This window comes from Burkholderia sp. BE17 (genome assembly GCF_009362305.1).
GTDB lineage: Bacteria > Pseudomonadota > Gammaproteobacteria > Burkholderiales > Burkholderiaceae > Burkholderia > Burkholderia pyrrocinia_C.
The window spans coordinates 88,652-100,561 of record NZ_WHNU01000038.1 but is presented as its reverse complement, the minus strand read 5'-3'; the positions used below and the strand labels follow the sequence as shown (position 1 = coordinate 100,561).

Genomic DNA, 11,910 nt, shown 5'->3' with positions numbered 1-11,910 from the left:
CCCCTGCTCCCCCGCCCGCGCCGCCTCCACCGCAGCATTCAGCGCAAGAATATTCGTCTGAAACGAGATACTGTCGATCATCACGATAATCTCGGAGATCCGCTGCGACGCGTTGCTGATCTGCGCCATCGTACTCACGACCTCACCCACCACCTGCCCACCACGCGCCGCCGTATCCGAAGCGCCATTGATCATCTTCGCAGCCGTCGTCGCCGTCTCGGTGTTATTCCGCACCACGGCCGTGATCTCTTCCATCGACGAAGCCGTCCGCTCCAGGTTGCTCGACTGCCCTTCCGTACGTTCGCTCAGATCCGCATTCCCCGAAGCAATCTGCGCCGACCCGGTCGCTATCGACGCGGAAGCCGCCCGAATCCGATGTACGAGCGTCGACAACGACGACACGAACCGGTTGAACGCATCCGACAACTGCCCGATCTCGTCCTGGCTCTCGACCGTCATTCGGCGCGTCAGATCACCCTGGCCGCTCGCAATCTCCGACAGCAGCGTCGCCGCACGCCGAATCGGCGCGGCAATCGCACGCCCGACCAGCCAGATCACGATCAGCGCAACCCCAAGCCCCACCACCGCCGCCACCAGCGCCGCACTACGAATCGCGCGCGTCACCGGCCCGAGCAGTTCCGCCTGCGGCACCTCGACGACGACATACGCATTCAGCTCCGGAATGAACGACGTCGCGATGAAGCGCGCGCCGCCGTCGCTGTTGTAGCTCAGGTACGCATACGGCTTGCCGGCCAGCAGCGTCGCCGACGCATCGTCAGGCAGCCCATGCTGATCCTTCAGAAAATGCTTGCCGTCGATCAGCGACGTATCGCGATGCATCATGATCGCGCCGTCGGGACGCACGAGATACGCGAACCCGGTCTCGCCGATCCGGTATGCGGAGATGCCCTTCGCGAGCGCATCGACGGACAGGCTCATGCTCGCCGCGCCGATCGGCACGCCGTCGAGTTCCACGCGGCTGTTGATGAACATCATGTAGCCGCCGACGGTCACCTCGCGATCCATGTTCACGTCGAACGCCTTACCGGACGACAGGAAGCTGGTCAGCCACTGATCCTTGTCGGTGACCTTCCGCTGCAGGCCGGCTTCGTTGTAGTAGTTGCCGCTCTTCACCGACACCCACTGCACGGACGCGGCCTTCTGCTCGTCCTTCACGTTCTTCGCGAGCTGGATCCAGTTGCGCGTGCCGGTGTCGGGTTCGCCGTCGGCTTCCCATTGCAGCAGGAACGCATCGCGCGCGAGAATGCGCGACGCGGCGATCGGCCCGGCCATCTGCCGCTGTACGTCGGCGCGGATGCCGTTCACGGCCGTCGGCAACTCTTCGCGGACGACGCGATCGCGCACCGCATTGCCGATCAGGCGAATGCTCAGCCCGCTCGAAATCGCGACGAACACGAGCAGGCAACTCGTCATGCTGAGAATCAGCTTGTTCTGAATGGAAAGCTTGCGCCAGAAATGCATGGGAACCCTCGGTAACCGCTCGGTCTGAGCCAGTTTGAGTTATCGGCATGCACGCACAGAAGCGCATCGCTGATTTCAGATATCTATCATTCGAAATTCGTTATGTCGTTGACAGGCGGGCATATGCGGCCGCCTATACGCGCAGGATCAGCGCAAATCAATACGCAACGAAGATCGTCACGCGCCGGTTCCGCGCCCGCGCAGCGGCATCGTCGCCCGCCACGAGCGGCTGCGTATCGGCCCGCCCGATCGCCGCGAGCCGATGCGGCGCCACGCCGCGTTCGGTCAGGTAGCGCACGACGCTCCCCGCGCGCGCCGACGAAAGCTCCCAGTTCGATTCGTATTTCGCGTTTGCGATCGGCACGCTGTCCGTATGCCCTTCGACGAGAATGTCGCCGGTCGCGTGCTCGCTCAGTGCCTGCGCGATCTGGTTCAGCACGGGCGACGAATCGGGCAGCAAGCGCGCATCGCCGACGTTGAACAGGATCTTCGCGTCGATGCCGATCTCGACGCCGTGCGGCGCCTTCACCAGCGAAATCCGGCCGTTCGTCTTCAACTTATCGAGCAACGCGAGCCAGGCCGGCGCGCGTTCGGGCACGGCAGCAGTACTCGCAGCGCCACCGGTGTGTCGCGCGAGCGTCTGGTATCGCGCATCGAGCGCGTTGTATTTCGCGAGCTGGAGCACGTACAGCGCGAGAAACAGCACCATCAGCGTCGTGATGAGATCCGCGTACGAAATCAGCCAGCGTCCGGACTGCGTGCCTTCGAGTTCGTGGTCATCGCGATCCGCGGCGGTCGTACCGTCAGCTCGGGCTGTCATACCGAAGCTCCCTGTTTGTCGTACCGCATACGCAGCACATCACGCGAGCGACTCGGCCGCACGCCCACGCACATCACCGGTCAGCCGCGTTTCGATCGTATGCGGCGACTCCTTGCGCGAGATCGCGAGCAAACCATCGAGATACAACTTGCGGAACCGCAGCTCGCTGTCGATCTGCGCGCGCAGCTTGCCGTAAAGCGGCAGAAACATGAGATTCGCAAACGCCAGCCCGTACAGCGTCGCGATGAACGCAACCGCGATGCCCGGCCCGAGCTGCGCCGGTTCGAGAATATGGCTCGTCACCTGCACGAGCCCGAGCACCGATCCGAGAATGCCGAACGTCGGCGCATAACCGCCCGCCTGCTGCCATACGCGCACGGCGGCCAGGCGGCTGCGCTCGTATGCGTCGAGTTCGCGCTGCAATGCATCCTCGAGCACGGCGGTCGACACGCCGTTCGCCAGCAGTTCGAGCCCGCGGCGCGCGAACGGATGGATGCCGCTCACGTCCATCGATTCGAACGCGAGCAGCCCGTCGAGCTTCGCGCGATCGCCCCATTCGAGCAGGTCGGACAGGTGCTTGCGATCGACCTCTCTCGCACGCACGAACGCGAGCCGCAACTGCTTCACCGCGTCGAAGAACCGCGCCCAGGTGTTCTGGATCATCACCGCGCCGAGCGTGCCGCCGAGCACGATGACGAGCGCCTCGAACTGGAACAGCATCGAAAAATGCCCGCCTTCCAGCGCGAAACCGAACACGATCGCCGCGCCGCCCAGCACCACACCGGCCAAGGTCAACAGATCCATACGCCTCCCCGTGTCACGCATCCGGCGCACCGGACGGCGCACCCGTCGCAGGCGCCTTGGCCGCTCTAACGGCATCCAGCACGCGCTGTTCGATATCCTCGATCTCGATCGGATCGAGCTTGAGCTCGCGACGCATCACCCACGACACCTCGTTGCGCCGCGCCTCGGTCATCACGGAAAACAGCTTGTCGGCCACCGCGCGATCGTCAAGGTTCGCGATCAGCTTCGCGAGATCGTACGTATCGAACGCGCTGATCACGTCGAACAGCGTGCGCTGGTCGACCCACACGAGATCCTCCAGCGCGCGCACGTCGCCACCGCGACGTCCGTTGCGTCGCGAGAAATACGCGACGCCCTTTTGCTCGACGTAACTGAGTACCTTCGATTTGCGGAACGCAAACACTTCGTCGGCAATCTCGCCGTTCGACAGCTTGTTGAGCAACAGCGTCTTCTCGACGCCGATCAGCGCTTCGAGATCGGCCAGCTCGATGAGCTCGAGTTCGCTGTTGATCGACAAGTCGAGATCGTGATCGGCAACCTGCTGCGCGCGATCGATCACGCGCGCGGCATCGAACGTGACGACCTGGCGCGCATCCGACGAAGCCGCATAGTCGGCTGCACCGCCGACATGGTCGGCCTGCGCGGCTTCGATCGTGACGAGGTTGAGCTTCTCCATGCGTCGCAGCATCGCGAGCACGTGCGGCCGCGAATGGCCGGCAATCGCGCGGCATTTGCGGATCACTTCGGCGAGCGGCACCGAGGTTTCGGTCGCATGGGCCTGCATCGGCCTGCGCGCCCACCCGTCGCCGGATTCGCGCGCATCGGCGCCGGCCATCAGCGACAGCACATGCGCATAAGACAGCACGCCGGGCATGAAGTCCGCATGCGTGTAGGTCGCGAGCTGGTCGTCCTTGCGCTTCACGCGCCGGATCATCGTTCGGACGATATGGCGCAGCAGCGCGGACACGCGCTCGATTTCTTCATCGAGCATGCCGGCCGGCACGACCGTGAGCTGACAGAATGAAAGCGCCTTCGCGGTATGGGCGCGAGGCTCGGCGGCAAGCAGCGCCGATTCGCCGAAGAACTCGCCGCGGCCGAGCGTCGCGACGATGACGCGCTTGTCGTCGCACCGCGTGGACAGCTCGACCTTGCCGTCGGTGATCAGAAAGATCACGGGCTCGCCCGCGAAGCCCTCCGAGTAAATGATTTCTCCGGGCGCCGCTGTACGCGTCCACGATTGCTGACGATTCACGTCGATTCCCCTGCTGCGCTGAATATTGCAGACTGCGCGCCGCACGTCGAAAGCATGCGTGTCGCGAGTCGTCCCCGTGACTCGTTTACGTCATCGGGCTCAACATCCTTTAGGGAATTCGCACTCGGTTTAACTCGAAATCAAGGTGAAACGTTTGCGGGCTGCACAGTCACATCGGGAATTTCATTTCTGTGCAGGCGCACGTAGTGCAATTGAAAGCACGCTGCGATGATGCGCATCAAAACTCCATGTCGAGTTCGTCGATGTCTTCCTGCTCCGCCTTCGCCGCGTCGATCCACTCGGCGACGAACGGATGCGCGAGCACGCGCATGCAGTACTCGGCGATTTCCGGCTCCAGCTTCACGTCGTAGGTCAGGAAGCGCGTGACGACCGGCGCATACATCGCGTCGGCGACGCCGATCTCCGCGCCGAACAGCCAGGGCCCGCCATACGCGGCCAGGCACTCGTGCCAGATCGTCACGATCCGCTGGATGTCGTGCTGCGCGCGCGACCAGATCCGGAAGCCGGGGAAATGCGCGCGCAGGTTCATCGGCAGCGCGGAGCGCAGCGCACTGAAACCGGAATGCATCTCGCCGCAGATCGACCGGCAATGCGCGCGCGCACGCCGGCCTTCAGGCAGCAGCCGCGCCTGCGGCCGGATTTCGTTCAGGTATTCGGCGATCGCGAGGGTATCCCACACCTTGTTGCCGTCGTGCGTCAGGCACGGCACGAGAATCGACGGCGACAGCAGCAGCAACTCCGCGCGCGATGCGGCATCGATCGGCACGCTGACGGTCTCGAACGGAAGCCCGCTAAGCTTCGTGAGCAGCCAGCCGCGCATCGACCACGACGAGTAATTGCGGCTGCTGATGGTCAGTGTCGTCTGTCCGGTTGATTCCATGTCGCTCCCCTGCTGAAAGCCGTTCGTGCCCCTGCACCGAAAGCGGACGCCGCACCCGTCACCCGCACCACGCCTGTGCGACGCATTCGCCGAACTGGCGCGGCGCCGCACCCTGTCGCGGCACGCGACGCTCGCGAGACCGGCGCGGCAACGCGTCGCGTTCGGCTGCCGGTCGTCGCGTGCCGCCTGAACCGCTGCACTCCCGAACCACGTGCAACGCGCGTGCCAGCTACGTGCTGGCACACGCCTTGCCTCGTTCAATGCAACGCAGCGCAACGAGCGATGGCCATGAACCTGCTTGCCTATCCGTTTTACCAATGGTCTGCCGAATGCCTGCGCCCGGCGCGCGCATGGGCTGCGACCACGCGCGCGACGATGTCGCTGTGGCCCCCGTCTACGTCAACGCCGACGGGCCGCATGCTCGACGCACTGTGCGAACTGCTCGAATGCTGCGCGTTCTCGCATCGGCGTCCGCCGTTCGGGATCGCGTCGATCGCCGTCGACGGGGAAACGGTGCCGATCGTCGAGGAAGCGGCAGCAGCCACGCCGTTCGGCACGCTGCTGCATTTCCGCAAGGCGCGGCCGGTCGCGCGCCAGCCGCGCGTGCTGATCGTCGCGCCGATGTCCGGGCATTTCGCGACACTGTTGCGCGGCACGGTGAACACGATGCTGGCCGACCACGACGTGTACATCACCGACTGGCACAACCCGCGCGACATCCCGCTGACGGCCGGGCGCTTCGGTTTCGACGAATACGTCACGCACGTGATCGACTTCATCCGCCAGATCGGCCCGGACACGCATGTGCTCGCAATCTGCCAGCCGACCGTCGCCGCGCTCGCGGCGGTCGCGCTGATGGCCGCCGGCGGCGATCCGGCGCAGCCCGCGAGCCTGACGCTGATGGCGGGCCCGATCGACTGCCGCGTGAATCCGACGAAGGTCAACACGCTCGCCACCAGCCAGCCGATCGAATGGTTCGCGAAGAACCTGATCAGCGTGGTGCCGGCCGGTTTCGTCGGCGCGCAGCGGTGCGTGTATCCGGGCTTCGTGCAGGTCGGCGCGTTCATGTCGATGAACCCCGACCGGCATGCGGCGTCGTTCGCCGACCTGTATTACGAGCGCGCAAAAGGCGACCCCTCGAAAGCGGACACGCTGCGGCACTTCTACGACGAATACTTCGCGACGGCCGACCTCACCGCGGAGTTCTATCTGGAAACGGTCGAGAAGGTGTTCCAGCAATACGCGCTCGCGCGCGGCGAACTGACGGTGGGCGACAGGCTCGTCGAACCGGCGGCGATTCACCGCACCGCGCTGCTGACGATCGAAGGCGAGAAGGACGATATCTGCGCAGTGGGCCAGACGGTGGCCGCGCAGGAGCTGTGTTCGGGGTTGCCGCCGTATCTGAAGACGCACCATGTGCAGACGGGCGCAGGCCACTACGGCGTGTTCAACGGCAGCCGCTGGGAAACGCAGATCTATCCGATCGTGCGCGCGACGATCCACGACAACGAACCGTACGATCGCACCGCGGATGCGGAAGGCAATGCGAGCGGCACGCACTACGTCACGCTGCGCGCGCTGCTCGATGCGCGCGCAACCGAACACGATGCGGGGACCGTCGAACCCTCATCGCATCACGCCCACTGAATCCGGGCAACGACGCAACGACCGGCATTGCAAATGAATCGCCCCGCCGGGATGGCGGGGCGTGATTTCCAGCAGCCTTCAAACGACGCGCGAGCGAATGAACCCGCGCGCCCGGCTTGCGTTACGAACAGGCCTTGCCGTGCGACGCGTGGTAGCCCTTGGCCTTCGCATCCGCTTCCGACATGTAGCTGCCGTGCTTCGTCTTGCCGTAGTACTTGTCGGTCGAGCAGTGATAGACCTTCGTGCTGTCGTTGGCCCACACCTTGCCCGCGCCGCCGCCCGGCGCAGCAGCGGTGGTCGTCGCAGACGCGCTCTTTGCGGGCGCGGCAGCGGACGCAGCGGCAGCGGAAGCCGCCGTTGCCGGCGCCATCGCGGCCGGCGCGCTGGCTGCTGCCGCCGACGATGCGCCGTACCAGGTCTTCACGCCCTTATGGCCCGCACACGCGCCCTTCTTCGATGCGCCCGAGTAGAACGAACCGTCCTTGCACAGACCGGTCGTGCCGGCCGGCGCGCTGGCCGGAACCTGCGCGAACGCACCGATCGACACACCCATGCCGGCGACCAGCGCGGCGATCAACATCGTCTTTTTCATATTCCTCTCCTGATTTGCCTGAATGATCAATGCGTCTCGGGCGTACCCGAGGGAAATCCCGGTTACCGCACCCAGCGGCACACGCGATGGTGGTGATGGTCGTAGTGGCATACACGGTGCGAATGAGCTTCGGCAAGCGCCGGAGCGAGAACGGCGCATGCCACTGCGGTGGCCGTCAGGATCTTCGCGATGCGCTTCATGGATTTCTCCCGGGTAGGTCAGCCGGTGATCCGGCTGGTACCTCCTTAACGCCCGCCGTCGACAGGCCGTGCACCGCGCAGCCCGTAATTGACGATCTTTGACACCGCGTAACAATCCGTCACGCGAAGCTGACGAATATCTTTCCTTTCTTTCCGGATCTTCAGCTTCGCGACCATTCGGAATTCGAATGAACGGATCGAAGGGGAAAGCTGGCCCGCTGGTGTCAGCGGAGCACGCGGAAACTTCCGGAAAGGATCAACAAAAAACCGCCCGAAGGCGGTTTGTCGCGAACGTGCGCACGATGCACGTCGGCCGGCGCATGCGCACCTCGGGAAATCGGGCAGCTACGCGCCCGTCTCGCCCCACGGCGTCGGCGCGGGCACGGCGCACGGCCCTTCGACGTCGATCGACTTGAAATCGGCGGGCCCGACGATCTCCAGATACTCCATGTCCGGCGAGTAGTCGAACAGGTAATGAACGATCCCCGGCGCCTGATGCACGCAGTCGCCGGCGGACACCAGCGTTTCCTGCTCGCCGTACATGAAGCGCGCCCAACCCTTCAGCATGTACACGATATGGAACTCGGCCTCGTGACGGTGCCAGCCGGTGCCCGCCGTCGGTGCATGATTCGCCCTGACGAGTTGCGCGACGACCTTGCCGTTCGTCGCGGCCGCGATGCCGAGATCGCGATACAGGAAGAAGTCGCGCAGGCCCTCGCCTTGATACGCGGTGTCCTGCGGCTTCACGTGGGAAAAACGGGTCGTTGTCGGCGTGCTCATCGCGGCGCTCCCTCATCGAAAGGATCACGCGTGACAAGCATTTAGCGTTCCAGCGCGTGGGGATCGACGGGGGCGAGCCCGAGCGCGGGACGCGACAATCTCGTGCGTGTCGCGCAGCGCGCCTTTGACGGACGCGCTCTCGCAACAGTAGGCGCTCTTCAACTCGCACACAACCCGCGACGCCGTTGCAGCGTGACGGGCGGTGTACAACGCCGACGGCTTACTTCAACCGCCCCGACAAGAACTGCCCGAGCCGTTCGCTCTTGGGATTCACGAGAATCTCCTGCGGATTCCCTTCCTCCTCGATCTTCCCCTGATGCAGGAAGATCACGTGATTCGACACGTTGCGCGCGAAACCCATCTCGTGCGTGACGACGACCATCGTGCGGCCCTCCTCGGCGAGCTTCTGCATCACCTTCAGCACTTCGCCGACGAGTTCCGGATCGAGCGCCGACGTCGGCTCGTCGAACAGCATCACTTCCGGCTCCATCGCGAGTGCTCGTGCAATTGCAACACGCTGCTGCTGGCCGCCCGACAGGTGCGACGGATACATGCCCTCGACGCGCGGCGCGAGGCCGACCTTCTCCAGATACTTGCGCGCCCGCGCGATCGCTTCATCCTTGCCGATCCCGAGCACGGCCATCGGCGCCTCGATCACGTTCTCCAGCACCGTCATGTGTGCCCACAGGTTGAAGTGCTGGAACACCATCGACAGCTTCGTGCGCATCCGCTGCAGCTGCTTCTGGTCGGCCACGCGCAGTGCCCCGTTGCGGTCGCGCGTGGTCTGGATCGGCTCGCTGCCGATCGTGATCTGCCCCGAGCACGGCTGCTCGAGGAAGTTGATGCAGCGCAGGAACGTGCTCTTGCCGGAGCCGCTCGAGCCGATGATGCTGATCACGTCGCCGGCCTTCGCCTTCATCGACACGCCCTTCAACACCTCGTTGTCGCCGAATTTCTTGTGCAGGTTGTCAACGGTGAGCTTGTACATGCTTGGTCCTTCGTTGCGAATGCATTAATGGCCGCGCGGCGAGAGGTACGCGAGCCAGCGCGTCTCGAGCTTGCGGAACGCCCAGATGAGCGCGAACACGACGGCGGCGTACAGCACGGCTGCGATGCCGTAGGCCTGGAACGACATGTACGTCGCCGAATTGACGTCGCGCGTGACCTTCAGGATGTCGGGCACGGTCGCGGTGAATGCGAGCGTGGTCGCGTGCAGCATCAGGATCACCTCGTTGCTGTAGCTCGGCAGCGAGCGGCGCAGCGCGGAAGGCACGATGATCCGCGTATAGAGCTTGAAGCGCGACATCCCGTACGCGAGCCCGGCCTCGATCTCACCGGCCGACGTGGCCTTGATCGCGCCCGCGAAGATCTCCGTCGCATACGCGCATTCGTTCAGCACGAACGCGAGCAGCGTACAGTTCATCGCGTTGCGGAAGAACGTATCGAGCAGCACGTGGTTGTGCACGACCTGCAGGCTGTAGATACCCGTGTAGCACATCAGCAGCTGCACGTAGAGCGGCGTGCCGCGGAACACATACGTATAGAGCCACACGGGGCCCGAGATCCAGCGGTTCGACGATGCGCGCGCGATCGCGAGCGGCACGGCGAGCGCGAAACCGAGCGCGATCGACACGACCAGCAGCCACAGCGTGATCGCGAGGCCGCTGAAGCGGTAGCCGTCGGTATACAGATAGCTTTGCCAGTACTGGCTGACGAGTTCGATCACAGTGCGAGCCTCCGGACGCCGACGGAATAACGCTTCTCGAGGTGATGCAGCACGACGTTGGACACCGTCGTGATCGCGAGGTAGATCGCGCCTGCGGCCAGCGTGAAGAAGAAGAAATCGAGCGTGCTCTTGCCCGCGTCCTGCGACGCCTTCACGACGTCGGCCAGGCCGATGATCGACACGAGCGCGGTGGCTTTCACGAGCACCTGCCAGTTGTTGCCGATGCCGGGCAGCGCAAAGCGCATCATCTGCGGGAACAGGATGCGGCGAAACACGCGCCAGCCGCCCATTCCGTACGCGAAGCCTGCTTCGAGCTGGCCGCGCGGCACCGCGAGGAACGCGCCGCGGAACGTCTCGGTGAAATACGCGCCGTAGATGAAGCCGAGCGTCACGACGCCGGCCACGAATGGGTCGATGTCGATCTGGTCCCAGCCGATCAGGTCGGTCACGTTGTTCAGCAGGATCTGGATCCCGTAGAACAGCAGCAGCATCAGCACGAGATCCGGCACCGCGCGGATCAGCGTCGTATAGAAGGTGCCGATCGACTTGAGCACGCGGTTGGTCGACAGTTTCGCGCCCGCACCGGCGAGCCCCAGCACGAGCGACGCGGCAAGCGACAGCACCGCGAGCTTCACGGTCTCGACCGTGCCGGCCCACAGCAGCGGGCCAAATCCTTGGAAGATCATATAAGGGATCCAGAACGATGTGGCTGGATTGTTAATAGCCATTAACCGCGCATCAAACGATATCTACGCACTACCTGATGCAACCTGCTCATCAAGCCCGACGCATCCAGTGACGCGGGCGGCGCCCGGCAACAGACGCGGCGCGCACCGCATCCGATGCGCGCCGCATGGACGGTCAGCCGCCGTAGACGTCGAACGCGAAGTACTTCTTCTCGAGCTTCTTGTACGTGCCGTCCTTGATGATGTCGGCGATCGCGTGGTCGATCTTCGCCTTCAGCTCGGCATCGTCCTTGCGCAGGCCGATGCCCGCGCCATTGCCCAGCGTCTTCGGATCGTCGATGTCCTTGCCGGCGAAATCGAAGTTCGCGCCGCGCGGCGTCTTCAGGAAACCGATGTCGGCCTGCACCGCGTCCTGCAGCGCCGCGTCGAGGCGGCCGGACATCAGGTCCTGGTACACGCCGTCCTGGTTCTGGTAAGGCACGACCTGCACGCCCTTCGGCGCCCAGTACGCCTTCGCGTAGGTTTCCTGAATGGTGCCCTGCTCGACGCCGACCGACTTGCCCTTCAGCGATTCAGCCGTCGGCTGCAGGTTCGCGCCTTTCTTCGCGACGAGGCGCGTCGGTGTGTTGAACAGCTTGTCGGAGAACGCGATCTGCTCGGCGCGCGCCGGCGTCATCGACATCGACGACAGCACGCCGTCGAACTTCTTCGCCTTCAGCGCCGGAATCATCCCGTCGAAGTCGTTCTCGATCCACACGCATTTCGCCTTCAGGCGAGCGCAGATCTCGTTGCCGAGATCGACGTCGAAGCCGACGACCTTGCCGCTTGCGTCCTTCGATTCGAACGGCGGATAGCTGGCGTCGACGCCGAACCGGATCGTCGACCAATCCTTGGCGTGGGCACCGACCGCGATGCAGGCAAGGGCAATACTGAGCGCGAGTTTCTTCATGGTGTTCCTGTCAGAGGCAAACTGGGCAGGGGTCCCGTCGGGCGGCCCGTACCGGCGATGCCGGCACGGCG

Annotated in this window: 13 protein-coding genes; 1 reads left to right on the top strand and 12 read right to left on the bottom strand. The window is 64.4% G+C overall.

Translation table 11 applies throughout. From position 1 onward, the window contains the following. The 5 genes from GD429_RS29020 to GD429_RS29000 all read right to left on the bottom strand — a co-directional run. Positions 1–1,482: methyl-accepting chemotaxis protein (locus GD429_RS29020; RefSeq protein WP_152862160.1), on the bottom strand; the 1,482-nt coding region annotated here is incomplete at its 3' end. Positions 1,483–1,639: 157 nt separating this feature from the next. Further along, positions 1,640–2,302, bottom strand: coding sequence for a flagellar motor protein MotB (locus GD429_RS29015; RefSeq protein WP_152862158.1), 663 nt, complete (start codon positions 2,300–2,302; stop codon positions 1,640–1,642). A 39-nt stretch (positions 2,303–2,341) separates the two neighbouring features. Continuing rightward, positions 2,342–3,106, bottom strand: coding sequence for a flagellar motor protein (locus tag GD429_RS29010; protein WP_152862156.1), 765 nt, complete (start codon positions 3,104–3,106; stop codon positions 2,342–2,344). A gap of 13 nt (positions 3,107–3,119) precedes the next feature. After that, positions 3,120–4,358: a cyclic nucleotide-binding domain-containing protein gene (locus tag GD429_RS29005; RefSeq protein ID WP_321574949.1), complete on the bottom strand. Its 1,239-nt coding sequence runs from the start codon at positions 4,356–4,358 to the stop codon at positions 3,120–3,122. Positions 4,359–4,596: 238 nt separating this feature from the next. Further along, complete coding sequence (locus tag GD429_RS29000) at positions 4,597–5,259, bottom strand: glutathione S-transferase family protein (protein WP_152862154.1); 663 nt, start codon at positions 5,257–5,259, stop codon at positions 4,597–4,599. A 288-nt stretch (positions 5,260–5,547) separates the two neighbouring features. Here GD429_RS29000 and GD429_RS28995 point away from each other — a divergent pair, with 288 nt between their 5' ends. Next, entirely contained in the window at positions 5,548–6,906 is a 1,359-nt protein-coding gene (locus GD429_RS28995; RefSeq protein ID WP_152862152.1) for a polyhydroxyalkanoate depolymerase, read from the top strand. Positions 6,907–7,027: 121 nt separating this feature from the next. Here GD429_RS28995 and GD429_RS28990 read toward each other — a convergent pair whose 3' ends face one another. The 7 genes from GD429_RS28990 to GD429_RS28965 all read right to left on the bottom strand — a co-directional run bounded on the left by GD429_RS28990 (position 7,028) and on the right by GD429_RS28965 (position 11,839). After that, positions 7,028–7,498: a DUF3761 domain-containing protein gene (locus GD429_RS28990; protein WP_152862150.1), complete on the bottom strand. Its 471-nt coding sequence runs from the start codon at positions 7,496–7,498 to the stop codon at positions 7,028–7,030. Between the two features lie 62 nt (positions 7,499–7,560). Beyond that, positions 7,561–7,698 carry an HHHH-motif protein gene (locus tag GD429_RS40710; RefSeq protein ID WP_175917578.1) on the bottom strand — a complete coding sequence of 46 codons (138 nt, stop codon included), beginning with the start codon at positions 7,696–7,698 and terminating at the stop codon, positions 7,561–7,563. A gap of 345 nt (positions 7,699–8,043) precedes the next feature. Beyond that, on the bottom strand, positions 8,044–8,478 hold the full coding sequence (locus tag GD429_RS28985; RefSeq protein WP_152862148.1) for a cupin domain-containing protein: 435 nt from the start codon (positions 8,476–8,478) through the stop codon (positions 8,044–8,046). A 220-nt stretch (positions 8,479–8,698) separates the two neighbouring features. Further along, positions 8,699–9,466 carry an ABC transporter ATP-binding protein gene (locus GD429_RS28980; RefSeq protein WP_152862146.1) on the bottom strand — a complete coding sequence of 256 codons (768 nt, stop codon included), beginning with the start codon at positions 9,464–9,466 and terminating at the stop codon, positions 8,699–8,701. 24 nt (positions 9,467–9,490) lie between these two features. Next, a complete protein-coding gene (locus GD429_RS28975; RefSeq protein ID WP_258283195.1) occupies positions 9,491–10,204 on the bottom strand; it encodes an ABC transporter permease in 714 nt (237 codons plus the stop codon). Further along, a complete protein-coding gene (locus tag GD429_RS28970) occupies positions 10,201–10,890 on the bottom strand; it encodes an ABC transporter permease (protein ID WP_111019723.1) in 690 nt (229 codons plus the stop codon). The genes GD429_RS28975 and GD429_RS28970 overlap by 4 nt, the downstream gene beginning before the upstream one ends. 175 nt (positions 10,891–11,065) lie before the next feature. After that, positions 11,066–11,839, bottom strand: a complete 774-nt coding sequence (locus tag GD429_RS28965) for an ABC transporter substrate-binding protein (RefSeq protein ID WP_152862144.1) — start codon at positions 11,837–11,839, stop codon at positions 11,066–11,068. Between the last annotated feature and the right edge of the window lie 71 nt (positions 11,840–11,910).

What these genes read in the sequence shown, in the direction of transcription:
- GD429_RS28985 (WP_152862148.1), bottom strand. Translation starts at nt 8,478, where the DNA reads ATGAGCACGCCGACAACGACCCGTTTTTCCCACGTGAAGCCGCAGGAC.
- GD429_RS28995 (WP_152862152.1), top strand. Translation starts at nt 5,548, where the DNA reads ATGAACCTGCTTGCCTATCCGTTTTACCAATGGTCTGCCGAATGCCTG.
- GD429_RS29000 (WP_152862154.1), bottom strand. Translation starts at nt 5,259, where the DNA reads ATGGAATCAACCGGACAGACGACACTGACCATCAGCAGCCGCAATTAC.
- GD429_RS29010 (WP_152862156.1), bottom strand. Translation starts at nt 3,106, where the DNA reads ATGGATCTGTTGACCTTGGCCGGTGTGGTGCTGGGCGGCGCGGCGATC.
- GD429_RS40710 (WP_175917578.1), bottom strand. Translation starts at nt 7,698, where the DNA reads ATGAAGCGCATCGCGAAGATCCTGACGGCCACCGCAGTGGCATGCGCC.
- GD429_RS28970 (WP_111019723.1), bottom strand. Translation starts at nt 10,890, where the DNA reads ATGATCTTCCAAGGATTTGGCCCGCTGCTGTGGGCCGGCACGGTCGAG.
- GD429_RS29015 (WP_152862158.1), bottom strand. Translation starts at nt 2,302, where the DNA reads ATGACAGCCCGAGCTGACGGTACGACCGCCGCGGATCGCGATGACCAC.
- GD429_RS28965 (WP_152862144.1), bottom strand. Translation starts at nt 11,839, where the DNA reads ATGAAGAAACTCGCGCTCAGTATTGCCCTTGCCTGCATCGCGGTCGGT.
- GD429_RS28980 (WP_152862146.1), bottom strand. Translation starts at nt 9,466, where the DNA reads ATGTACAAGCTCACCGTTGACAACCTGCACAAGAAATTCGGCGACAAC.
- GD429_RS28990 (WP_152862150.1), bottom strand. Translation starts at nt 7,498, where the DNA reads ATGAAAAAGACGATGTTGATCGCCGCGCTGGTCGCCGGCATGGGTGTG.